The organism is Citrobacter sp. 506 (assembly GCF_050434985.1).
Lineage (GTDB): Bacteria > Pseudomonadota > Gammaproteobacteria > Enterobacterales > Enterobacteriaceae > Citrobacter > Citrobacter braakii.
Genome location: NZ_JBNDJN010000001.1, coordinates 1730901 through 1753173, shown reverse-complemented (window position 1 = coordinate 1753173; position 22273 = coordinate 1730901). Strand labels below are relative to the sequence as shown.

Annotated in this window: 18 protein-coding genes; 10 read left to right on the top strand and 8 right to left on the bottom strand. The window is 51.7% G+C overall.

Annotation, left to right across the window (positions count from 1 at the left end; translation table 11 throughout):
* Positions 1–64 precede the first annotated feature (64 nt).
* The gene (gene torT / locus ABIE10_RS08605) at positions 65–1096 is read left to right on the top strand and encodes a TMAO reductase system periplasmic protein TorT (RefSeq protein WP_047358039.1); all 1032 of its coding nucleotides are present in this window, start codon (positions 65–67) and stop codon (positions 1094–1096) included.
* On the opposite strand, the gene torR is transcribed toward torT, so the two are convergent.
* The gene (gene torR, locus ABIE10_RS08600) at positions 1069–1761 is read right to left on the bottom strand and encodes a two-component system response regulator TorR (protein ID WP_016152137.1); all 693 of its coding nucleotides are present in this window, start codon (positions 1759–1761) and stop codon (positions 1069–1071) included. The two genes, torT and torR, sit on opposite strands and share 28 nt — an antisense overlap.
* 131 nt (positions 1762–1892) lie before the next feature.
* Between torR and torC the strand changes: the two genes are divergently transcribed.
* Genes torC through torD form a run of 3 tightly spaced genes read left to right on the top strand, consistent with a single transcriptional unit; the run spans position 1893 to position 6212 of the window.
* On the top strand, positions 1893–3071 hold the full coding sequence (torC, locus tag ABIE10_RS08595) for a pentaheme c-type cytochrome TorC (RefSeq protein WP_429155301.1): 1179 nt from the start codon (positions 1893–1895) through the stop codon (positions 3069–3071).
* A complete protein-coding gene (gene torA / locus ABIE10_RS08590; RefSeq protein WP_016152139.1) occupies positions 3061–5601 on the top strand; it encodes a trimethylamine-N-oxide reductase TorA in 2541 nt (846 codons plus the stop codon). Before torC ends, torA begins: the two co-directional genes overlap by 11 nt.
* Positions 5598–6212, top strand: a complete 615-nt coding sequence (torD, locus tag ABIE10_RS08585) for a molecular chaperone TorD (RefSeq protein WP_429155299.1) — start codon at positions 5598–5600, stop codon at positions 6210–6212. The genes torA and torD overlap by 4 nt, the downstream gene beginning before the upstream one ends.
* A gap of 240 nt (positions 6213–6452) precedes the next feature.
* On the opposite strand, the gene uspF is transcribed toward torD, so the two are convergent.
* On the bottom strand, positions 6453–6881 hold the full coding sequence (uspF, locus tag ABIE10_RS08580) for a universal stress protein UspF (RefSeq protein ID WP_016152141.1): 429 nt from the start codon (positions 6879–6881) through the stop codon (positions 6453–6455).
* 528 nt (positions 6882–7409) lie between these two features.
* On the opposite strand from uspF, the gene ABIE10_RS08575 reads away from it, so the two are divergent.
* Both ABIE10_RS08575 and ABIE10_RS08570 read left to right on the top strand, forming a co-directional pair.
* A complete protein-coding gene (locus ABIE10_RS08575) occupies positions 7410–8504 on the top strand; it encodes a NapC/NirT family cytochrome c (RefSeq protein WP_016155916.1) in 1095 nt (364 codons plus the stop codon).
* A 20-nt stretch (positions 8505–8524) separates the two neighbouring features.
* Positions 8525–10969 carry a trimethylamine-N-oxide reductase 2 gene (locus ABIE10_RS08570; RefSeq protein ID WP_429155297.1) on the top strand — a complete coding sequence of 815 codons (2445 nt, stop codon included), beginning with the start codon at positions 8525–8527 and terminating at the stop codon, positions 10967–10969.
* A gap of 69 nt (positions 10970–11038) precedes the next feature.
* Here the strand turns inward: ABIE10_RS08570 and ABIE10_RS08565 are convergent, their stop codons facing one another.
* From ABIE10_RS08565 to cusR, 6 genes are all read right to left on the bottom strand, one after another.
* The gene (locus ABIE10_RS08565; protein WP_016155919.1) at positions 11039–11842 is read right to left on the bottom strand and encodes an MBL fold metallo-hydrolase; all 804 of its coding nucleotides are present in this window, start codon (positions 11840–11842) and stop codon (positions 11039–11041) included.
* Between the two features lie 80 nt (positions 11843–11922).
* Positions 11923–12174: a membrane lipoprotein lipid attachment site-containing protein gene (locus ABIE10_RS08560; protein WP_019076216.1), complete on the bottom strand. Its 252-nt coding sequence runs from the start codon at positions 12172–12174 to the stop codon at positions 11923–11925.
* Positions 12175–12188: 14 nt separating this feature from the next.
* Complete coding sequence (locus ABIE10_RS08555) at positions 12189–12695, bottom strand: hypothetical protein (RefSeq protein ID WP_075846844.1); 507 nt, start codon at positions 12693–12695, stop codon at positions 12189–12191.
* A gap of 369 nt (positions 12696–13064) precedes the next feature.
* On the bottom strand, positions 13065–13391 hold the full coding sequence (locus ABIE10_RS08550; RefSeq protein WP_016152147.1) for a hypothetical protein: 327 nt from the start codon (positions 13389–13391) through the stop codon (positions 13065–13067).
* Positions 13392–13637: 246 nt separating this feature from the next.
* The gene (locus ABIE10_RS08545; RefSeq protein WP_049282488.1) at positions 13638–15089 is read right to left on the bottom strand and encodes a Cu(+)/Ag(+) sensor histidine kinase; all 1452 of its coding nucleotides are present in this window, start codon (positions 15087–15089) and stop codon (positions 13638–13640) included.
* Entirely contained in the window at positions 15079–15762 is a 684-nt protein-coding gene (gene cusR, locus ABIE10_RS08540) for a copper response regulator transcription factor CusR (RefSeq protein WP_016152149.1), read from the bottom strand. The genes ABIE10_RS08545 and cusR overlap by 11 nt, the downstream gene beginning before the upstream one ends.
* Before the next feature lie 195 nt (positions 15763–15957).
* On the opposite strand from cusR, the gene ABIE10_RS08535 reads away from it, so the two are divergent.
* The 4 genes from ABIE10_RS08535 to ABIE10_RS08520 all read left to right on the top strand — a co-directional run bounded on the left by ABIE10_RS08535 (position 15958) and on the right by ABIE10_RS08520 (position 22244).
* Positions 15958–17340: an efflux transporter outer membrane subunit gene (locus ABIE10_RS08535; protein ID WP_429155294.1), complete on the top strand. Its 1383-nt coding sequence runs from the start codon at positions 15958–15960 to the stop codon at positions 17338–17340.
* 32 nt (positions 17341–17372) lie between these two features.
* On the top strand, positions 17373–17720 hold the full coding sequence (cusF, locus tag ABIE10_RS08530; RefSeq protein ID WP_016152151.1) for a cation efflux system protein CusF: 348 nt from the start codon (positions 17373–17375) through the stop codon (positions 17718–17720).
* Between the two features lie 76 nt (positions 17721–17796).
* On the top strand, positions 17797–19089 hold the full coding sequence (locus tag ABIE10_RS08525) for an efflux RND transporter periplasmic adaptor subunit (protein WP_016155926.1): 1293 nt from the start codon (positions 17797–17799) through the stop codon (positions 19087–19089).
* A gap of 11 nt (positions 19090–19100) precedes the next feature.
* The gene (locus tag ABIE10_RS08520; RefSeq protein ID WP_016152153.1) at positions 19101–22244 is read left to right on the top strand and encodes a CusA/CzcA family heavy metal efflux RND transporter; all 3144 of its coding nucleotides are present in this window, start codon (positions 19101–19103) and stop codon (positions 22242–22244) included.
* Positions 22245–22273: the final 29 nt, after the last annotated feature.

The window sequence follows — 22273 nt, the reverse complement described above, 5'->3', positions numbered from 1 at the left end:
TAAAAAGGTTGAGTCCAAAAGAGGAAAGCAACTAGGATAAAGCCTTATCAATGTTGAGGCTATCATGCGCGTATTGGTTTTCCTGCTTATCACACTTTTTCCCGGCTTAGGTCACGCGACCGGGTCCGCACTGCTGCGCTGGCCGGATACCCAGCAGGCAGTGCCGGAGCCGCTAACGGACGTTACTGCAAACAAAGTCTGGAAACTGTGCGCGCTGTATCCCAGCCTGAAGGATTCCTACTGGCTTTCCGTGAATTACGGCATGCTGGAGGCGGCGAAAAAATACGGCGTAAGCCTGAAGGTGCTCGAGGCGGGAGGGTATCGCCAGTTCGACACGCAAAAATCACAAATCGCTCAATGCCAGCAATGGGGCGCGGATGCCATTTTGTTGGGCAGCAGCACGACGACTTTTCCGGATTTGCAGGCACAGGTTGGCACGCTACCGGTTATCGAGGTGGTGAATGCTATCCATGACGCAACGGTAAAAGCCCGGGTTGGGGTTCCGTGGTTCCAGATGGGTTATCAGCCAGGCCGCTATTTGGTTAAGTGGAGCGCGGGCAAACCGCTAAAGGTCTTATTATTGCCAGGACCTGATGACGCCGGGGGCAGTCGTGAGATGGTGGCCGGATTCCGTCAGGCGATTGCCGGCAGTCAGGTGCGCATCGTGGATGTGGCGTTGGGCGATAATGATATTGAAATACAGCGTAATCTGTTGCAGGAGATGCTTGAGCGTCACCCGGATGCCGACGTGGTGGCCGGTACGGCAATTGCTGCTGAAGCGGCGATGGGGGAGAAGCGCAATCAGGGCGCGCCGTTAACTGTCGTCTCTTTTTATCTGTCGCATCAGGTGTATCGCGGGCTTAAACGCGAAAGAATCATTATGGCTGCCAGCGATCAAATGGTCTGGCAAGGTGAACTGGCGATTCAGCAGGCTATCAGAGTATTACAAGGACAACCGGTGCCGGAAAATATCAGTCCCCCGATCCTGGTGCTCACCCCGAAAAATGCCGACAGCCAGCATGTAAAGTGCTCGTTGTCACCCGGCGGATTCCGTCCTGTTTATCTGTATCAGTACACGTCGGCCGCTAAAAAATAGCCTTCCCCGTGCTGTGTCACCAGTAAATCAGCCCGCAGCTTGTGGCGTAAACGGCGGATCAGTACGTCCACGGTGCGTAAGTCCGGATTGTCTACCCGTCGTGCCGAAAGCATGCGCAGTAAACGTTCGCGACTGAGAATTTCCCCCGGATTGGTGACAAACGCGACCAGCATTTCATACTCGGCGCGGGTGAGTTTGATTGCCTCGTCGCCCAGTTCCAGAGTATGACGGGAGACGTTCAGACAATACCCGGCAAACTGATAGCAGTTGTCTTTGGCCTCCGGTCGCGCCTCGCGGGCAAGGTCGATACGCCAGAGTAAATTTTTCACTCTCACCACCAGTTCACGTAGCTCCAGCGGCTTGGTGACATAATCATCAGCCCCCATTTCCAGGCCAACGATACGGTCAATTTGGTCACTACGACCCGTTACCAGGATGATCCCCACCGTTGAGCGTTCACGCAGGGCGCGGGTCAGCATTAAGCCATTTTCATCCGGGAGATTGATATCTAACAGAATAAGATCGACAGAGTGTTGTGACATGATTTCACGCAGGCCGGCTCCGCTGGCTGTGACCGAGACGTGATAACCTTCCTGTTCAAAATAAGCCTGTAATCGTGCCTGGGTAACGGGTTCATCCTCAACAATGACAATGTGATGCGACATCCTGGTTGTTGTCTCTTTCTGTTCATATCTGTTCACATTGTGCCGTAAGCCATTCATCCTGACCAGTGTTGCCGTTCACATTTGCGAAATAAGATCCTCTGTAACTAAACCATATATTTACAGGGGCTATTATGCGGAAACTATGGAGGGCGCTGCTCAGACCGAGCGCACGTTGGTCAGTGTTGGCGCTGGTCGTCATCGGGATGGTGGTCGGTATCGCGCTGATCGCCTTACCGCACGTTGGCATTAAATTAACCAGTTCAACCGAATTTTGCGTGAGCTGCCACAGCATGCAGCCGGTTTATGAAGAATATAAACAGTCTGCGCATTTTCAGAATGCCTCCGGGGTGCGCGCAGAGTGTCATGATTGCCACATTCCATCCGATATCCCTGGCATGGTGAAACGTAAGCTGGAGGCCAGCAACGATATTTACCAGACCTTTGTTGCCCACTCTATTGATACTCCTGAGAAATTCGAAGCCAAACGTGCCGAGCTGGCGGAGCGCGAATGGGCGCGAATGAAAGAGAACAACTCCGCGACCTGTCGTTCCTGTCATAACTATGATGCGATGGATCACGCGAAACAGCACCCTGAAGCTGCGCGTCAGATGAAGATTGCGGCCAAGGACAATCAATCCTGTATTGACTGCCATAAAGGTATTGCGCATCAGCTTCCCGATATGAGCAGCGGTTTCCGCAAGCAGTTTGACCAGTTACGCGCCAACGCAAACGACGATGGCGATACGCTCTATTCCCTGGACATCAAACCTATTTATGCCGCCAAAGGGGATAAAGAACCTGCGGGCTCACTGCTGCCTGCTTCTGAAGTAAAAGTGTTAAAGCGTGACGGCGACTGGCTGCAAATTGAGATTGTGGGCTGGACAGAGAGTAACGGGCGTCAGCGCGTGCTGGCGCAATTGCCAGGTAAACGCATTTTTGTGGCCTCCATTCGTGGCGACATTCAGCAGCACGTGAAAACCCTGGAGCAAACGACCGTCGCGGAAACGAACACGCAGTGGAGCAAGCTGCAGGCCACCGCCTGGATGCAGAAGGGCGATATGGTTAACGACATTAAGCCAATCTGGGCTTATGCCGACTCGCTCTATAACGGAACCTGTAACCAGTGCCACGGCGCACCTGAGAAAGAACACTTTGACGCCAACGGCTGGATTGGCACGTTGAACGGCATGATTGGATTTACCAGTCTGGATAAACGTGAAGAACGTACCTTACTGAAATATTTGCAGATGAATGCCTCTGACACCACGGACAAGCCGCATGGCGATAAGGGAGAAAGCAATGAAAAATAACGATCTCTTTCAGGCATCTCGCCGTCGTTTTCTACTGCAGTTGGGCGGCTTGACCGTCGCTGGTATGTTAGGACCTTCGCTGCTCACACCGCGCAGCGCCAACGCCGCAGAGGTGCAGGGAACTGGCGTCAAAGAGGGGATCCTGACCGGATCTCACTGGGGGGCAATCCGCGCCACCGTGGTTGATGGGCGTTTTATTGAAGCCAAACCGTTTGAGCGTGATAAGTACCCGTCAAAAATGATCGCCGGACTGCCGGACCACGTGCATGGCGGGGCGCGTATTCGCTATCCAATGGTCCGTGTCGACTGGTTGCGTAAACGCCATCAGAGCGATACCACGCAGCGTGGAGATAACCGCTTTGTGCGCGTTTCGTGGGATGAAGCGCTGGACTTCTTCTATCAGGAGCTGGAGCGAATTCAGAAGACCTATGGCCCGAGCGCGCTGCTGACGGCCAGCGGTTGGCAATCAACCGGCATGTTCCATAACGCCTCGGGGATGCTGGCGCGCGCCATTGCGCTGCACGGCAACAGCGTAAGTACCGGGGGCGACTATTCCACTGGTGCAGCCCAGGTGATTCTGCCGCGCGTGGTCGGGTCAATGGAGGTATATGAACAGCAGACCTCCTGGCCGCTGGTGCTGAAAAACAGCAAAACGATTGTGCTGTGGGGTTCCGACCTGATTAAAAACCAGCAGGCGAACTGGTGGTGCCCGGATCATGATGTTTATGAATACTACGAACAACTGAAAGAAAAAGTGGCGCGCGGCGAGATCTCGGTTATCAGCGTTGATCCGGTCATCACCTCGACGCACGACTACCTGGGCCGCGACAAGGTTAAACACGTCGCTGTGAATCCGCAGGCCGATGTGCCGCTACAGCTGGCGCTGGCGCACACACTTTATACCGAGAAGCTCTACGATAAGCATTTTCTCGATAACTACTGCGTTGGGTTTGAGCAGTTTCTGCCTTATCTGCTGGGGGAAAGTGACGGACAGCCTAAAGATGCCCAGTGGGCGGAAAAAATATGCGGGATTGATGCCGATACGATTCGTGAACTGGCGCGGCAAATGGCGGGCGGAAGAACGCAGATTATTGCCGGCTGGTGCGTCCAGCGTATGCAGCACGGGGAACAGTGGGCGTGGATGATCGTGGTGCTGGCCTCAATGCTTGGACAAATCGGCTTACCCGGCGGTGGCTTCGGCTTTGGCTGGCACTACAACGGCGCGGGCACGCCAAGCCGAAAAGGGATTATCCTGAGCGGTTTTTCTGGCTCCACCACCGTACCTCCTGTGCATGACAGCACTGATTATAAGGGGTACAGCAGCACCATCCCGATCGCGCGTTTTATCGATGCGATTCTTGAGCCGGGTAAACAAATTAACTGGAACGGTAAAACCGTCAAGTTGCCGCCATTGAAGATGTGCGTTTTTGCCGGGACCAACCCTTTCCATCGTCACCAGCAGATCAATCGTATTATTGAGGGCTGGCGTAAGCTGGAAACCGTTATCGCCATCGATAATCAGTGGACCTCGACCTGTCGATTCGCTGACATCGTATTGCCCGCGACGACCCAGTTTGAGCGTAACGATCTTGATCAGTATGGCAACCACTCCAACCGCGGCATTATCGCCATGAAACAGTTGGTGCAGCCGCAATTTGAAGCACGTAATGATTTCGATATTTTCCGCGATCTCTGCCGCCGCTTTAATCGTGAAGAAGCCTTTACCGAAGGGCTGGATGAGATGGGTTGGCTGAAACGGATCTGGCAGGAAGGAAGCCAGCAGGGGAAAGGGCGCGGCGTTCATCTCCCCGCTTTTGACGTTTTCTGGAATCAGCAAGAGTACGTTGAATTCGAACATCCGCAGATGTTTGTACGTCATCAGGCATTCCGCGAAGACCCCGATCTTGAGCCGCTGGGCACGCCGAGCGGATTGATCGAAATTTTCTCGAAAACCATTGCCGGTATGCAGTATGACGACTGCCAGGGGCATCCGATGTGGTTTGAGAAAATCGAACGCTCACATGGTGGACCCGGGTCGCAGCGTTGGCCACTGCATCTGCAATCTGTTCACCCTGATTTCCGTCTGCACTCGCAGCTTTGTGAATCTGAAGCGCTGCGTAAGCATTATGCGGTAAGTGGTAAAGAGCCGGTGTTTATCAACCCGCAGGATGCCAGCGTCAGGGGAATTCGCAACGGTGATATTGTCCGTGTGTTTAACGCACGTGGACAAGTACTGGCCGGGGCGGTTGTCTCCGATCTCTACTCGCCAGGCGTGGCGCGTATTCATGAAGGTGCCTGGTACGACCCTGATAACGGCGGAGAAACTGGGGCGCTGTGTAAATACGGCAATCCAAACGTATTAACAATCGATATCGGCACGTCTCAACTGGCGCAGGCGACCAGCGCTCATACCACGCTGGTGGAAATTGAGAAATATACCGGCAAGGTGGATAACGTGACGGCGTTCAGCGGCCCGATAAAAATGGTGGCGCAGTGCGAATATGTTCCGGCGGAGAAGGTATCGTCATGATAAAACACTCTGCCCTGACAACAGAACAGATGGCCTGCGTTTACGCCTGGCTGGCGCAGTTGTTTTCCCGGGAACGTGACGATGACAGCCTGGCACTTTTGCAGTCCAGCGAAATGGCTGAGTGGTTCGCGGTGCTAAAAGGTGAACCGTCGCTTGAAGCGGAAGTCCTTCAGCTGGAGGAGAAAATTGCTGCGCTTCAGGTGCGTGAGGACGCAACCCTCGAACTGGCGGCTGATTTTTGTAGCCTGTTTCTGATGACGGAAAAACACGCGGCGTTACCCTATGCGTCGGCCCATCTTGAAGGAGGGCCGAATTACGGGGTCATTAAACGATTGTTAGCCGATGCTGGCATGCAGGTAAGCGAAACGTTTAGCGAGTCAGCCGATCATCTGGCAATTTTTATCGAACTGCTGAGTCATCTGCATTTTTCTCTGGGAGAGTCCGGGCTTAGCCGCCAGCGTATTGATGCGCTGCGCAGAGAAACGCTGGCGGGGCTGTTACGCTGGTTACCGGAATTTACCGCCAAATGCCGCCGCTATGATGACTTTGGTTTCTACGGTGCGCTGAGTCAGCTGTTGCTGGCACTGGTCAGGCTGGATATTCAGAACTGAGTGATGGCCTAAGCCACAGAACACCGGGAATACATTCGCTCTAATGCTTGCCATTTTAACGAAAATGAAAGGGCGTAATGAGTAACTGAGAGTGGGACATCCGGAGGCAATGAATCTGTTGCCTCCGGAATATTGCTACATTTATCGCTGAGGTGAATGGAACCCTGAGCAAGAATCACATGTTCTCAAGAATGCTTAACCTATAAACGTTAGTGAAAATTCGCCCCCATTTTGACCCTATCACCGCACAACCAGCACGGGACATTTTGCATGGCGTACTACGGCAGCCGCCGTTGAACCCAGCAGATAAGTGCTAAAACCAGGCTTATGTGAGGCAATAACAATAAGCTCAGCGTCTACCGCTTCCGCCAGTTTGAGGATCTGATCCTTCGGCGGGCCGTAAACGACGTGAGTCTGACTCCTGCCTGCAGGAATATTGAACTGCTTAATAATCTCTTCGAGTTTTTCGCTGGCCTTGGCCTGCAGACCGCTTCTGTCCGGGAATTCTGTTGAGTAAGCCAGCCCCAGCGAGGCATAGAACGGAACGGTAGGAATAACGGCTAAAAAGTGGACCTTAGCGGTTTTGGCATGCGCCAGGACCTGTGGAACAACATGGCGGGTTAAATCGGTTTCAGAGATATCAATGGGCACCAGAATTGAGCGATACATATTCACTACCTCCTGTTTGTTTACCTCTACCCAGAGTGTAGCGAAAATCGAATCTGTATAATAAGTGACCAGATCAAGGTTGCATGCATAAATGCGCGTCAATGATAGGTGTGTGTCACAAGTCTTGTCGTGAATGTATATCTGAGCACAACCACAAGAGGGGTATCTTCATTAATACGTGTTATCACGTAATAGAAAAGGGTTCGTTTTTATGTTTTTTCATTATATATTTTATTATATAGCGACTATTGCCAAGGGCATAATTTTAATGCCATTCAGCACTCATCAAACTTTTATTCTGACGTTTCCATAATTAATGGTTAATTAAACCTTGGATTTGGTTTAATTATCTGAATTTAAAAAGGTATTTTATATTTAATTCCGTTCGTATTAATTATGCGAGCGCCTTCAAACTTACCCACATGCTGATTCTCATTTCCCTCTGCGTTTGATGAATATCAATAAGTAGCCGCGTTAGGGTAATTATTGTCTACCCATTAAAGGGTATTCATCTTGTGGGAATAAAAGATGAGAAAAATAAATAAAACCATCCTCGGGACGATGCTGCTGTGCATTGTTCTTGGTGCTGTTATCGTTTTGGCAGGGCAATGGACGTTGCACAAAACCTCAAGCACGGAATTCTGTTTATCGTGTCATACGATGCAGGCACCGTATGAGGAATATACCGGTTCGGTTCACTTTCAGAATCAGAAAGGTATTCGTGCAGAGTGTGCTGATTGTCATATCCCCCAGGGCGGCCTGGATTATCTGGTGGCTAAACTGCGGGCCTCAAAAGATGTTTATCATCAGTTCATAACCAAAAAAATCGATACCCCAGAAAAATTTGAAGAACACCGTCTGGAGATGGCGCAAACCGTTTGGGCACAGCTAAAAGCGAGCGATTCTGCGACCTGCCGTAGCTGTCACAGCATGGACGCGATGGATCTTGCCGCACAAAGCGCAGAGGCCCAGAAAATGCACAAAATGGGCATCGAGGAAAAGCAAACCTGTATTGATTGCCACAAAGGCGTCGCCCATTTCCCACCTGAAATAAAAATGGATGACAGCGCGCTCAAAGGGCTTGAAGCGCAGTCAGCCTCCACCCCTGCTTCGGCAACAGAGCTTTATGCCGTAAGCAACACCGCGCTGGGCGATTTGGGAACCGTTTACCCGGCAACAAAAATGCAGGTTCTGAAAACAACGGACAATACGCGACAGGTCGAGATTCGCGGTAGCCAGATGCAGGGAAATGAACAGGTCATTTACTACGCGGCAGGACAGCGTTTGATTCTTGCCAGCCTGAGTGAAAAAGGTCAGCAATCGCTGAAGATCCTCTCCGACTGGAAAAAAGATGATTACGGCAATGTGTGGCGAGATGTCGTGCTGCAGGGTGAATGGAGCGGTTCCGCTCTCGCCAGCCGTGAACCGATGTGGGATTACGCACGCAAACTCGACAATGTGTACTGCGCGGGCTGCCATGCGCCAATTCCGGCGAATCATTTCACGCTCAACGCCTGGCCTTCAGTAGCAAAAGGGATGGGCGCTCGCACCAATATCAGTGAAAACGAACTGGATATCCTGAGCCGTTACTTCCAGTACAACGCTAAAGACATGAACAAATAAGCGATAAATCAGGAGAAATCATGAAACTCACAAGACGTGACTTTATTAAGACGGCTGGCGCGGCAACCGGGACAATGGCGATTTCTTCGGTGATCCCAATGCCGGCCTGGGCCGAAGGCCAAAATGGCGGAGCGATTCTGACGGCAGCGCGTTGGGGCGCGGTATACGTGGAAGTAAAAGATGGCAAAGTGGTTTCCTCAAAAGGCGCGTTGCCTAAAACGGTGCCGAACTCGTTACAGCAAACCGCGCCGGATCAGGTCCATACCAATATCCGCGTAAAATATCCGATGGTGCGCAAAAGCTATCTGGAAAACCCAGGTAATGCGGATGGTAAACGTGGAAGCGATCCTTTCGTGCGGGTTAGCTGGGAGCAGGCCCTGAAACTGATACACGAGCAGCATAGCCGGATCCGTAGCAGCTATGGCCCAGCGTCGATATTTGCTGGTTCTTATGGCTGGCGCTCCAGCGGCGTTCTGCATAAAGCGCAAACCTTACTGCAACGCTATATGAGCATGGCCGGTGGTTACGCAGGTCATACCGGAGATTATTCAACCGGTGCCGCGCAGGTGATCATGCCTTACGTTGTGGGATCGGTTGAAGTCTATGAGCAGCAAACCACCTGGCCGATGGTGCTTGAGCACAGTCAGGTCGTGGTGCTGTGGGGGATGAACCCGCTCAATACCCTCAAGATTGCCTGGAGCAGCACGGATGAACAGGGGATTGAATACTTTAATCTGCTGAAGAAATCAGGGAAAAGCGTCATCGCCATCGATCCGATGCGTTCCGAAACCATTGAGTTCTTTGGTGATAATGTAACCTGGATTGCGCCACATATGGGGACCGATGTGGCGATGATGTTAGGGATCGCCCATACGCTGGTGAAGAAAAATCTCCATGACAAAGCCTTCCTGGAAAAATACACCACTGGATATCCGCAGTTTGAAGAGTATTTGCTCGGCAAGAGCGACAAAATAGAGAAAACCGCCGAGTGGGCTTCCGGCGTGTGCGGTGTGCCTGCTGAGCAACTGGAGAAGCTGGCGGAAATTTTCTCCAGCAATCAAACCATGCTCATGGCGGGTTGGGGGATTCAGCGCCAGCAATACGGTGAGCAAAAACACTGGATGCTGGTGACTCTGGCGGCGATGCTGGGGCAAATTGGTACCGAAGGCGGTGGTTTCGGGTTCTCTTATCACTATTCCAACGGCGGTAACCCAACGCGTACCGGGGGAGTATTGCCAGCAATCTCCGCCCAAATTGAGGGTGGGTCATCTGCGGGTAACGACTGGGCGGTTTCCGATGCGGTGATCAGCCTGCCGGTAGCGCGAATTGTCGAAGCGCTGGAAAATCCAGGCGGCAAATATCAGCATAACGGTAAAGAGCAAACCTTCCCGGATATCAAAATGATCTGGTGGGCGGGCGGCGCTAACTTTACCCATCATCAGGATACTAACCGTTTAATCAAAGCCTGGCAGAAGCCTGAACTGGTTGTCATCTCTGAGTGCTACTGGACCGCAGCGGCCAAACATGCCGATATAGTCCTGCCGATCACCACGTCGTTTGAGCGCAACGATCTGACCATGACCGGTGATTACAGTAACCAACATCTGGTGCCGATGAAGCAGGTCATTGAGCCGCAGTTTGAAGCACGCAGTGATTTTGACGTATTTGCCGATCTGGCGGAGATGCTCAAGCCTGGCGGTAAGGCGGTCTACACCGAGGGCAAAGATGAAATGGCGTGGCTGAAGCAGTTCTATGATGCCGCACAAAAAGCCGCCCGCGCCCAGCGTATCGCCATGCCTCAGTTCAACGCGTTTTGGCAGCAAAACAAACTGATCGAAATGCGTGAGAATGAAAAGAATAACAAATATGTACGCTACGCGGATTTCCGCAGCGATCCGGTGATGAATGCGCTTGGAACGCCGAGCGGTAAGATAGAAATCTACTCAAAAACGATTGAAGGCTATCAATACAAAGATTGTCCGCCGCATGCGTCATGGATTGAACCCGATGAATGGAAAGGAACTGCGGAGAAAGATCAACTGCAGCTACTGACGGCGCACCCGGCACATCGTCTGCATAGTCAGTTGAACTACGCTTCGCTGCGCAAAGAGTACGCGATTGCCAATCGTGAGCCGGTAACGATTCACCCGGATGATGCGAAAGCCAGAGGTATTGCCGAGGGTGATCTGGTACGCGTATGGAATGCGCGTGGACAGGTGCTGGTGGGGGCACACATCAGTGACGGTATCAAACCGGGAATCATCTGTATCCATGAAGGCGCATGGCCAGATATTGAGAACGGTATCTGCAAAAATGGCGGCGCGAACGTGCTGACGGCGGATATCCCAACCTCAAGGCTGGCGAATGGCTGCGCGGGGAATACCAGCCTGGTATACGCAGAAAAATTCACCGGCGAAGCGCCAAAACTCACCGTCTTTGATGAGCCAGCAATCGTTACTCTGTAATGATGGTTGAAAAGCGGGGGCCGTAAGGCTCCCGCTTTTTATTGCTTTTTCGGCAATGTCTTACCGCCGTTACTCTGCCAGCACAATCACATCTCCCGTTGCCGGGGCGTCAGTTCCCGGTAGCCACAATCGACCCCACGAACCGGTGCAATGACAGCCGAGTAGTTTTTCTGGCTGTTGTTGCTTAATAAATTGTCGGGTTCGCCATAGCTTAGCGGGGGAGGCAGTGCGTAAATGGAACCCACCGACGAGGGCGTAAATTTGGTTAACGCCAGTGATGTTTTGGCAATGGCGTACGATATTCTCTATTCCCCGATGCCCGCATCCGGTAATGATGACTAACCCGCGATCAGATTTATAGATCAATACGCCTTCGTCGCTGATGTAATCCGGTTGAGGTGTTTTCTCGCTAATAACGCCATAGGCCTGTGGAGTGGCGACACTAATTTCGCCGGACCACAAAAATCGATCGCTGATCGCCAACGGTTCACGGGTGTATTCCATGATTAGTCGAGAGTAGTCGTTATCACGCGAGAGTTTTTTTATTTTTCTTGGCGTTCCCGCCAGGGTTATTGAGGCGTACCGCTCGCAAGCTATTTGGGGATGGCAAATGATACGACTGTTATCCGCCAGCCACGGCACGCCGCCACAGTGATCGTAATGGCCGTGCGAAAGAACCACGGCGGTCAATTGCGTCAGGTCTACGCCCATTTGCGCGGCGTTAAGTATGAAGCTGTCGTCCGGGCCGGTATCAAATAGTATGGTGGTGGTTTCATCCTGAACTAACAGACTTAATCCAGGCTTTGCCCGTAATGATTTATCTGCGCTCGCAGCGCGCCTGTTTTCAAGCAATACCGTGAGGGTTAATGCCATGCCTGACTCCAGTATTAAAACGGCATACTGTAATACATGACCGTTGAGAGCGCTGTGATCGCAGCGCTCTTTGTGCTGACTTAGCGGTGATAGTAATGGCCGTCATCATCGGAGTGATGGTGACTATGCCGCCACGCATGCTGGTTCTCCCTTTGCTCACGCTCCTGGCGTTCATGCTCTTTATCACGGTTGGCTTCACGGTTTTTGTGATTAGCGATCGCCGTGGCAACTGCTGCGGCCCCAATACCAGCAGCGGCTGCAGAAAGATAAGGATGTTCGGCACAGCCCGACAGACTAGCCATAATAACCAACGTGGAAATCAGTTTTTTCATTGTGGCGGTATCCGTTACTCGCGCACAATTTTGCCATCATTCCCGGCATCGCTGTCATTCCAGCTACCGCGACCATTCGTTTTAATGGTGTAAGTGGCATAGCCGACACGGAAAGTCATCGTATCCTGATAGGTATTTACGTCACGCACTTCATTACCATTGACGTACACGCTGGAACCCTCGACGTGAATATCAACGCTGCGTTGACCATTGGCAAATTTGGCTACGTAATTTCCGCTGAATTTGCCGTAAATATCGGCATTATCGTGGTTATCCCGGTCAGCGGTATTTTGCTGCTCTTCACCATGACGATGATGACGGCTCTGCTGGCTGTTGCCGTTCTCAATAAAGCCATGATCGCGGTTCCACTGATAGGATTTATTGATATCGCAGCCATTGAGTTCACTCATTTGCGTACAACCTGAATGTTCATACTTTTTCTGCATTGCCGGGGTAATTGCGCATGCCGTTGTGGCCGTTGTCAGGCCGAGGACAAAGAGGGTCAGCAGACGTTTTTTCATTTTTTTGCTCACTATCATCATTAAGTTTATTTATAGGAATACGAACTGTTCGAATGTCATGTTTACGACGACGGCAGTCTCCCATTAAATATTAATGACGCATACCAGGGGGAATCCTAATTTATATTAATGGTGAGGGTGTGGGGGCTGTAATATGCAACATTACAAGCAGGTGAATTACGTAGTTTATACAAGTGGGATAAAACGCTTAATTATATTTACTTTTTAATGAAGTGTTTAAAGAAATATTAATATTGACATTAACGGCAGGAACGCAGGCTTGTAAATGTACAGGCCTGCGTGGCGCGTTTTGTCCGCAATATTCATACATAGCGTATTGATGGACATTTTATTCAACACAGGGCAACGTTACCCTTGCGCGGGGATCTGTGCGCGGTGCTGCCTGGCCTGAACCTCATGGGCATATGAATGACCGTTATTCACTGACTGGTGAACGACCATCGCTTTTTCATGTTTATTCATTTGTGAAAAAGGGCGTGCCTGGGATGGTGTTGACGTTGAATTATTCGTCTGCGCGACGTGTTCTTGCGCCATTTGTTGATGTGCAGGGGCACTGCTGTTATTCATCATTTCATGGGCTGCTGCGGCCTGCTGATGCATTTTGGGTGTGTCTGCCGCATTAACGCCAGCTGAAATAAAAAACGCGATAGCGAAAAAAGAGGATATCTTATTCATCATATTTCTCCTGTTTGGGTTTACGGAAGAAATTATAATTGGTGAGGGCTGTCAGCGGCGTGACAGGACTATGACGGTTATGTCAGAGAATCGGTGATGATATATATCGTTCATACTTCAAGCTGCATATGCGTTGGCTGCGCTCGTTCACCCCAGTCATTTACTTAAGTAAGTGACCGGGGATTCCCTCTCTTGCCGCCTTCCTGCAACTCGAATTGTTTAAGGTATCAACGCCATTATCATAAATTACATCGCATGCTTGGGCAGCGTCAGAATAAAACGGGTGGCAAGCTGATCGGATGTCACCGAGACTTTCCCCTGATGGGCGATAACAATCGATTTCACAATCGCCAGGCCAATACCGCTGCCTTCGCCTTTACGCTGTCGCGAAGGGTCAACCCGATAAAACCGATCAAATAGCCGCGATAGATGCTGTGGGGGAATGGGGGGGCCGGGATTTTCCACGACTATCTGGACCAGGCCATCCGCCTCTTTCACCCGCACGGTTACCGACTCGCCTTTTGGCGTGTAGCGCATGGCATTTGAAAGCAGATTACTCATTGCCCGGCGTAGCATTAACGGATCGCCTGAAACCCAGCATGCGCGTCCTTCAAAACGTAAGCCAACCTCGCGCTCTTCTGCCCAGGCTTCGAAAAAATCGAACACTTTACCAACCTCATCGGCCAGATTAAGCGCTGTCTTTTCCGGGATAAGCTGATTGTTGTCTGCCTGCGCCAGAAACAGCATGTCGCTTACCATTTTCGACATACGACCAAACTCTTCAAGATTGGAATACAGCACGTCTTCCAGCTCTTTTTGGCTACGGGTTTGGCTGAGCGCAATTTCCGTTTGCGTGACCAGGTTGGTTATTGGCGTGCGGATCTCATGGGCAATATCCGCCGAGAAGTTCGACTGACGTTTAAATACATCCTCAATGCGTTCGATCATGTGATTAAACGAACTTACCAGCTGTTCCAGTTCAATAGGGACCGCTTGCGGATCGAGGCGCACATCAAGATCTTTTGAGGTGATATTTTGGATGCGCCGACTGACATTACGGATCGGTTCATGGCCTTTATACACAGCGAACAGCACGATAAATACAATCATCATGCTAATCAGCGATGCCGTCATAATCAGTTTGTTTTTCAGGTCGTTAATATAGTGCAGATGAAAATCGATCGATAACGCCAGATACAACGTATACGCCGATTTTCCATCAGTCAGCTTTCCTACCGGCAGGCGAATCATTCGCCAGTTAGACGACGTTTTTTGTCCGTGAATATGTTTGGACGTTTGCAGTGTTGGGCCGGATATAATAAAAACATCGCTGGCATGGGCATTTTTATCCGGTCTTGCGCTGGCGATAAATTGCCGGAGATCCGGCGCATTTGGCGAATGAAAAATGGCTTTCTGCTTACTGTCTTCCAGAGAAATAATGACGTTCGAGTAGCCCTCAACCACGTTTTTTAGCGTTTCCAGACGGCGTGATTCCGGCTCGTTGGGTTGGTTAATAATCCGCTCCAGCGTGGCGCTGATCTCTTGTAAATCATTGATGTCCTGCTCGGCGAAATGGACCTTCACGGAGTGGATCATTATCCATGCAAAGGCGAAAAATGAAGCGATCGTCGCCAGACTGATAAAAAAGGTCAATCGTGTCGCCAGCGAAAAAGGGCGCCGCCATCGTTTACTGGGCATCAGGAACCTCAAGCATATATCCCACGCCGCGTACGGTCTGAATCAGTTTCGGCTCAAAATCGTTATCAATTTTGGCGCGCAGACGCTTAACGGCGACGTCGATGGCATTGGTATCGCTGTCAAAATTCATATCCCAGACCTGGGAGGCGATCAGCGAGCGGGGTAAAACTTCCCCTTGATGACGCAGGAAAAACTCAAGCAGCGTAAACTCTTTGCTGGTCAGGGTAATACGCGTCCCGCTGCGGGTGACTTTTCTGCTGACCAGATCGACCATTAAATCCGCGACCTGAAACTGGCTTTCGACAATCACCGCCGCCCCGCGGCGCAGCAGCGTTCTGACCCGCGCCAGCAGTTCGGCGAAGGCGAACGGTTTGACCAGATAATCATCAGCGCCTAATTCCAGACCCTTAACCCGATGTTCGATGGTACCCAGCGCGGTGAGGAGAAGAATGGGCATCCCTTTGTTAGCGGAACGCAGCATCCGTACGATATCCCAGCCGTTTACATCCGGCAGCATGATGTCGAGTATGAGCAGGTCGTAATCGCCGGTCATCGCCAGGTGGTACCCGTTCAGGCCGTTATCCGCTAAATCCACGACAAAACCCGCTTCCGTCAGGCCTTTCGTCAGGTATTCACCGGTTTTTTTCTCATCTTCGACTATCAACACCTTCATCGCATTCTCCTTCTCACACGGGTTGTGCGGACTTTCAATTCTAGGGAAGCGGGATCGGATAGCAATCGGTTATTGGGAAAATGACAGTTTTGTCATTTTCCTGTCACCGCTTAAACAGAGTCACTTCGTTAAAGTACAACGCTATAAATTCCTACATTTTTTAGGGCCATCAGTCCGGTCAGGACGAGAAGAACTATGAGCAAATTTAAGCTTCTTACCCTCAGCGCTGTATTCGTTCTCGCCGGTTGTTCATTGGCGCTGGACTATCAGCGTCCGACATTGCCTGTACCGCAGCAATTCTCCTTAAGCCAGAACGCCTTGGTTTCTGCACCGGTGGGATATCAGGACACGGGCTGGCGGAGCTTCTTCGTTGACTCTCAGGTAAAGGCGCTGATTGGCGAGGCGCTGGTCAATAACCGCGATTTACGTATGGCAGTGCTAAAAGTTCAGGAAGCGAGAGCGCAATATGGCGTCACGGACGCTGACCGCTATCCGCAAATCACGGCAGGTTCCAGCGGTACTTACAGCGGCAAATTAAAAGGCGATAGCAGCACCGATCGTGAATTCGAAGCTGGACTCAATCTCAGTTTCGATCTGGACTTCTTTGGTCGGCTGAAAAATATGAGTGAAGCTGAGCGACAGAATTTCTTTGCCAGCGAAGAGGCGCGTCGGGCGGTACACATCTCATTAATCTCCAACGTATCGCAAAGTTATTTCAATCAGCGTCTGGCTTATGCACAACTGCAAATTGCCGAAGAAACGCTGCAAAACTATCAGCGTTCTTACGCTTTTGTTGAGAAGCAGTTGCTGACCGGAAGCACCAACGTACTGGCGCTGGAACAGGCGCGGGGCGTGATTGAAAGCACGCGCAGCGAAATCGCGAAGCGTAAAGGTGAACTGGCGCAGGCGAACAACGCGCTGCAACTGTTGCTGGGTACGTACGGGAAATTACCCAACGACCAGATGCGCAGCAGCGGGGATATTAAACCAGTAACGCTGCCGCCATCGCTCTCGTCGCAAATCCTGTTGCAGCGCCCGGATATTTTGGAAGCTGAACACGGATTAATGGCGGCGAATGCCAATATCGGCGCCGCACGGGCAGCGTTTTTCCCGTCGATTACCTTGACCAGTTCGGTTTCCAGCAGCAGCAGCGATCTTTCCAGCTTATTTAATGCGACCAGCGGCATGTGGAATTTTGTCCCCAAAATAGATATTCCCATTTTTAACGCCGGACGTAATCAGTCCAATCTCGACCTCGCTGAAATTCGCCAACAGCAGTCGGTGGTGAATTACGAACAAAAAATTCAGAACGCGTTTAAAGAGGTGGCGGATGCGCTGGTGTTGCGCCAAAGCATTGCCGATCAAATTAGCGGTCAGCAGCGCTACCTGACGTCATTGCAAATCACCTTACAACGCGCCAGAGCGCTTTATCAAAATGGTGCGGTTAGCTACATCGAAGTACTGGACGCCGAACGTTCTTTATTCGCTACGCAGCAATCGCTGCTCGATCTTAATTACGCCCAACAGGTTAATGAAATTAAGCTGTTTGCTGCCTTAGGCGGCGGTTGGGTGGAGTAATCCTTAATATTAACTTTTCAGGAGCATCAAGTATGAATACTACCGCCAAAGCCGTGTTGTTTAGCTTTTTCTCTGTGGTCATGTTTAACGCTCAGGCCAATGAGCATCAGCATGGCGAGATGATGAACATGCAGCCAGCGGCCCAACAGGAAGACGTCATTAGCGCCACCGGGGTGATTGAAGCTATTGATAAAGAAAGTAAAAAAATCACGATCAAGCATGATCCCATTCCCGCGGTGAACTGGCCTGCCATGACGATGCGTTTTACGCGGGTTGCCGACACCAAGGCTGACGATATTAAACCCGGCGATAAGGTTGCGTTTACGTTTGTTCAGCAGGGAAATATCTCTGTGTTACGCGATATTCACATCAGTAAATAACGTTCTCGCTGGTCTCTTTTATTCTTGCCCGGATTCTTCGAAATTCGGGTGAGACTATCGCGCAATGGAAATCACTATGGCGTCTTTAAATATTAAAAATACCGCGCTTATTCTCGCTGGCATGATTGTCGGTGGGGTTATTTCTGTCGGTATTTATACTTATTATTCATCAGCAAACGTAACGGCTGAAACCGGGCAGGCTTCGCAAAAAGAAGCCAGAAAAGTGTTGTTCTGGTATGACCCCATGTACCCGAACACGCGCTTTGATAAGCCGGGTAAATCACCGTTTATGGATATGGATCTGATCCCCAAATATGCCGATGAAGAGACCGCGAGCGCGTCAGCGCCTGGCGTGCGTATCGATCCTACTCAGACCCAAAATTTGGGTCTGAAAACAGAACCTGTGCGCCGTGGCCCGCTGCACTATGCGCAAACTTTCCCGGCTAACGTTAGCTATAACGAATACCAGTTTGTTATTGTCCAGGCCCGCTCCGCAGGCTTTATCGAAAAGGTTTACCCGCTAACCGTGGGCGACAAAATTAAGCAAGGTGCGCCGCTTATCGATCTGACGATTCCCGACTGGGTTGAGGCGCAGAGCGAATATTTGTTACTGCGGGAGACTGGCGGCAGTGCGACGCAGGTGGAAGGGATTCTGGAGAGATTACGTCTGGCCGGTATGCCGGAAGCGGATATTCAGCGCTTAAAATCGACGCGTAAAATTCAGACCCGCTTTACCCTGAAAGCCCCTATTGATGGGGTGATTACCGCATTCGATTTGCGTACCGGCATGAACATTTCCAAAGACAATGTGGTCGCGAAAATTCAGGGGATGGACCCGGTATGGGTCAGCGCGTCGGTCCCGGAATCTATCGCCTGGCTGATCAAAGACGCCTCGCAATTTACCATCACTGTGCCCGCCTGGCCGGATAAGCCTTTCACCATTAGCAAGTGGAATATCTTGCCAAGTGTTGATGCCACCACGCGTACGCTGCAGATCCGTTTGCAGGTCAATAACCCTGATGAGGCGCTCAAGCCGGGGATGAATGCTTACCTGCAACTGAAAACGCAAAGTGAACCGATGCTGCTGATCCCCTCAAAGGCGTTGATTGATACAGGCACCGAGCAACGGGTGATCACCGTCGATAACGAAGGTCGATTTGTACCGAAGCAGGTTGCGGTATTCCATGAATCTCAAGGGCTGACGGCTATCCGCTCAGGCCTGACTGAAGGTGAAAAAGTGGTGTCCAGTGGTCTGTTCCTGATTGATTCCGAGGCGAATATCTCTGGCGCACTGGACCGTATGCGCGCGCAGAACAGTGGTGCGCAAGACGCATCCGCAAAGCCAGCCCAGGCGACCCATTCACACTGAGGACATGATAAATGATTGAATGGATTATCCGCCGTTCGGTGGCAAACCGTTTTCTGGTGATGATGGGGGCGCTGTTTCTCAGTATCTGGGGAACCTGGACCATCATTAATACCCCGGTTGATGCGTTGCCCGATCTCTCTGATGTTCAGGTGATCGTCAAAACCAGCTATCCAGGGCAGGCACCGCAAATCGTTGAAAATCAGGTGACTTACCCGCTGACCACCACCATGCTGTCGGTACCGGGCGCGAAGACCGTGCGTGGTTTCTCGCAGTTTGGTGATTCCTATGTGTACGTCATTTTCGAAGATGGCACCGATCCTTACTGGGCGCGCTCGCGCGTACTGGAGTATCTCAACCAGGTTCAGGGGAAATTACCGGCAGGAGTCAGCGCGGAGATGGGACCGGACGCCACGGGCGTCGGCTGGATCTTTGAATATGCGCTGGTCGATCGCAGCGGTAAACACGATCTGGCAGAGTTACGTACTCTTCAGGACTGGTTTTTAAAGTATGAGTTAAAAACGATTCCGAACGTGGCAGAGGTGGCCTCGGTAGGCGGCGTGGTTAAACAGTACCAGGTTGTTATCGACCCGATGAAGCTGACGCAATATGGCATCAGCCTGGCGGAGGTGAAATCTGCACTGGATACGTCGAATCAGGAGGCGGGCGGCTCGTCTGTTGAGATGGCTGAAGCGGAATATATGGTCCGTGCCAGTGGGTATCTACAAACGCTTGATGACTTCAATAATATCGTCCTGAAAACAGGGGCCGACGGTGTACCTGTTTACCTGCGCGATGTCGCGCGTGTGCAGATTGGGCCGGAAATGCGCCGTGGGATCGCCGAACTGAATGGTGAAGGCGAAGTGGCGGGCGGGGTGGTAATTCTGCGTTCCGGTAAAAATGCGCGTGAAGTGATCTCCGCCGTTAAAGCCAAACTCGACACCCTGAAAAGCAGCCTGCCGGAAGGCGTTGAGGTAGTTACAACATACGATCGCAGTCAGCTCATCGATCGCGCTATTGATAACCTGAGCTATAAGCTGCTGGAGGAGTTTATCGTTGTTGCGCTGGTGTGTGCGCTGTTCCTGTGGCATCTGCGTTCGGCGCTGGTGGCGATTATTTCCCTGCCGCTGGGACTGTGTATCGCGTTTATCGTGATGCATTTCCAGGGGCTGAACGCCAATATCATGTCGCTTGGGGGCATTGCCATTGCCGTCGGGGCGATGGTCGATGCCGCGATTGTGATGATTGAAAACGCCCATAAGCGGCTCGAAGAGTGGGGACATCAGCATCCGGATGAAAAACTGGATAACGCAACGCGCTGGAAGGTCATTACCGATGCCTCGGTAGAGGTCGGCCCGGCATTGTTCATCAGCTTGCTGATTATCACCCTGTCGTTTATCCCTATTTTCACGCTCGAGGGGCAAGAGGGGCGACTGTTCGGCCCGCTGGCGTTCACCAAAACGTATGCCATGGCAGGCGCGGCGTTTCTGGCTATTGTCGTCATTCCGATCCTGATGGGTTTCTGGATCCGTGGCAAAATTCCGGCGGAAAGCAGTAACCCGCTTAACCGTTTCCTGATCCGTATTTATCATCCGCTGTTGTTGAAGGTGCTGCATTGGCCTAAAACCACCCTGCTGGTGGCGGTGCTTTCGATACTGACGGTTATCTACCCGCTGAATAAAGTCGGTGGTGAATTCCTGCCGCAGATTAACGAAGGCGATCTACTGTATATGCCGTCAACTCTGCCGGGGATTTCGGCGGCGCAGGCGGCGGATATGCTGCAAAAAACCGACAAGCTGATCATGACCGTTCCGGAAGTGGCGCGTGTGTTTGGTAAAACCGGTAAGGCGGAAACCGCAACGGATTCCGCGCCGCTGGAAATGGTCGAAACAACGATCCAACTGAAGCCGCAGGATCAGTGGCGTCCGGGGATGACGATGGACAAAATCATCGCCGAACTCGACAAAACCGTGCGCTTGCCAGGGCTGGCGAATCTGTGGGTTCCGCCTATTCGTAACCGTATCGACATGCTTTCTACCGGCATCAAAAGCCCGATTGGGATAAAGGTGTCAGGTAACGTTCTGGCTGATATCGACGCCACGGCGGAACAAATCGAAGAGGTAGCCAGAACCGTGCCGGGCGTTGCTTCGGCGCTGGCTGAGCGGCTGGTGGGCGGGCGCTATATTAATGTGGACATTAATCGGGAGAAAGCAGCCCGCTACGGTATGACCGTCGGCGCGGTACAGTTGTTTGTCACCTCCGCGGTCGGAGGCGCGATGGTGGGCGAAACGGTGGAAGGGATTGCACGTTATCCGATTAACCTTCGCTATGCGCAGAGCTATCGTGATAGCCCGGAAGCGCTGCGTAATCTGCCCATTCTGACGCCCATGAAGCAGCAAATCACGCTGGCTGATGTTGCAGATGTGACAGTGGTTTCTGGTCCGTCGATGTTGAAAACCGAAGATGCGCGACCCACCAGCTGGATTTATATCGACGCCCGCGACCGTGACATGGTTTCGGTGGTGAACGATCTGAAAAAAGCGATCGCTGAAAACGTACAGTTAAAGCCGGGGACCAGCGTGGCGTTTTCCGGGCAGTTCGAGCTGCTTGAACGCGCCAGCCATAAGCTCAAACTGATGGTGCCGATGACGCTGATGATTATCTTTGTCCTGCTTTATCTGGCTTTCCGTCGCTTTGGTGAAGCGCTGCTGATTATTACCAGCGTGCCCTTTGCGCTGGTAGGGGGGATCTGGTTCCTCTACTGGATGGGGTTCCATATGTCGGTTGCGACCGGAACCGGGTTTATCGCCCTGGCCGGCGTTGCCGCGGAGTTTGGCGTAGTGATGCTGATGTACTTGCGCCATGCTATTGAAGCCGAGCCTGCACTGGAAAATCCGCAAACCTTTACGGCGGATAAGCTGGATGAAGCGTTGTATCACGGCGCGGTGCTGCGCGTGCGTCCGAAAGCGATGACCGTGGCGGTGATTATCGCGGGCCTGTTGCCAATCTTGTGGGGGACAGGGGCGGGCTCAGAAGTGATGAGCCGCATTGCCGCGCCGATGATTGGCGGCATGATTACCGCGCCATTGCTGTCGCTGTTTATTATTCCGGCAGCTTATAAGCTGATGTGGCTGCACAGGCATCGCAGCCAAAAGTAATGCCTTGAAGCGCTCGCCTGCGTCGGTTT

Excerpts from the sequence above, each read along its gene's own strand:
- ABIE10_RS08525 (WP_016155926.1), top strand. The coding sequence starts at position 17,797 with ATGGCGTCTTTAAATATTAAAAATACCGCGCTTATTCTCGCTGGCATG.
- ABIE10_RS08535 (WP_429155294.1), top strand. The coding sequence starts at position 15,958 with ATGAGCAAATTTAAGCTTCTTACCCTCAGCGCTGTATTCGTTCTCGCC.
- torT (WP_047358039.1), top strand. The coding sequence starts at position 65 with ATGCGCGTATTGGTTTTCCTGCTTATCACACTTTTTCCCGGCTTAGGT.
- uspF (WP_016152141.1), bottom strand. The coding sequence starts at position 6,881 with ATGTATCGCTCAATTCTGGTGCCCATTGATATCTCTGAAACCGATTTA.
- ABIE10_RS08570 (WP_429155297.1), top strand. The coding sequence starts at position 8,525 with ATGAAACTCACAAGACGTGACTTTATTAAGACGGCTGGCGCGGCAACC.
- torA (WP_016152139.1), top strand. The coding sequence starts at position 3,061 with ATGAAAAATAACGATCTCTTTCAGGCATCTCGCCGTCGTTTTCTACTG.
- ABIE10_RS08575 (WP_016155916.1), top strand. The coding sequence starts at position 7,410 with ATGAGAAAAATAAATAAAACCATCCTCGGGACGATGCTGCTGTGCATT.
- ABIE10_RS08550 (WP_016152147.1), bottom strand. The coding sequence starts at position 13,391 with ATGAATAAGATATCCTCTTTTTTCGCTATCGCGTTTTTTATTTCAGCT.
- torR (WP_016152137.1), bottom strand. The coding sequence starts at position 1,761 with ATGTCGCATCACATTGTCATTGTTGAGGATGAACCCGTTACCCAGGCA.
- torD (WP_429155299.1), top strand. The coding sequence starts at position 5,598 with ATGATAAAACACTCTGCCCTGACAACAGAACAGATGGCCTGCGTTTAC.
- cusR (WP_016152149.1), bottom strand. The coding sequence starts at position 15,762 with ATGAAGGTGTTGATAGTCGAAGATGAGAAAAAAACCGGTGAATACCTG.
- cusF (WP_016152151.1), top strand. The coding sequence starts at position 17,373 with ATGAATACTACCGCCAAAGCCGTGTTGTTTAGCTTTTTCTCTGTGGTC.
- ABIE10_RS08560 (WP_019076216.1), bottom strand. The coding sequence starts at position 12,174 with ATGAAAAAACTGATTTCCACGTTGGTTATTATGGCTAGTCTGTCGGGC.
- ABIE10_RS08545 (WP_049282488.1), bottom strand. The coding sequence starts at position 15,089 with ATGCCCAGTAAACGATGGCGGCGCCCTTTTTCGCTGGCGACACGATTG.
- ABIE10_RS08565 (WP_016155919.1), bottom strand. The coding sequence starts at position 11,842 with ATGGCATTAACCCTCACGGTATTGCTTGAAAACAGGCGCGCTGCGAGC.
- ABIE10_RS08520 (WP_016152153.1), top strand. The coding sequence starts at position 19,101 with ATGATTGAATGGATTATCCGCCGTTCGGTGGCAAACCGTTTTCTGGTG.
- ABIE10_RS08555 (WP_075846844.1), bottom strand. The coding sequence starts at position 12,695 with ATGAAAAAACGTCTGCTGACCCTCTTTGTCCTCGGCCTGACAACGGCC.
- torC (WP_429155301.1), top strand. The coding sequence starts at position 1,893 with ATGCGGAAACTATGGAGGGCGCTGCTCAGACCGAGCGCACGTTGGTCA.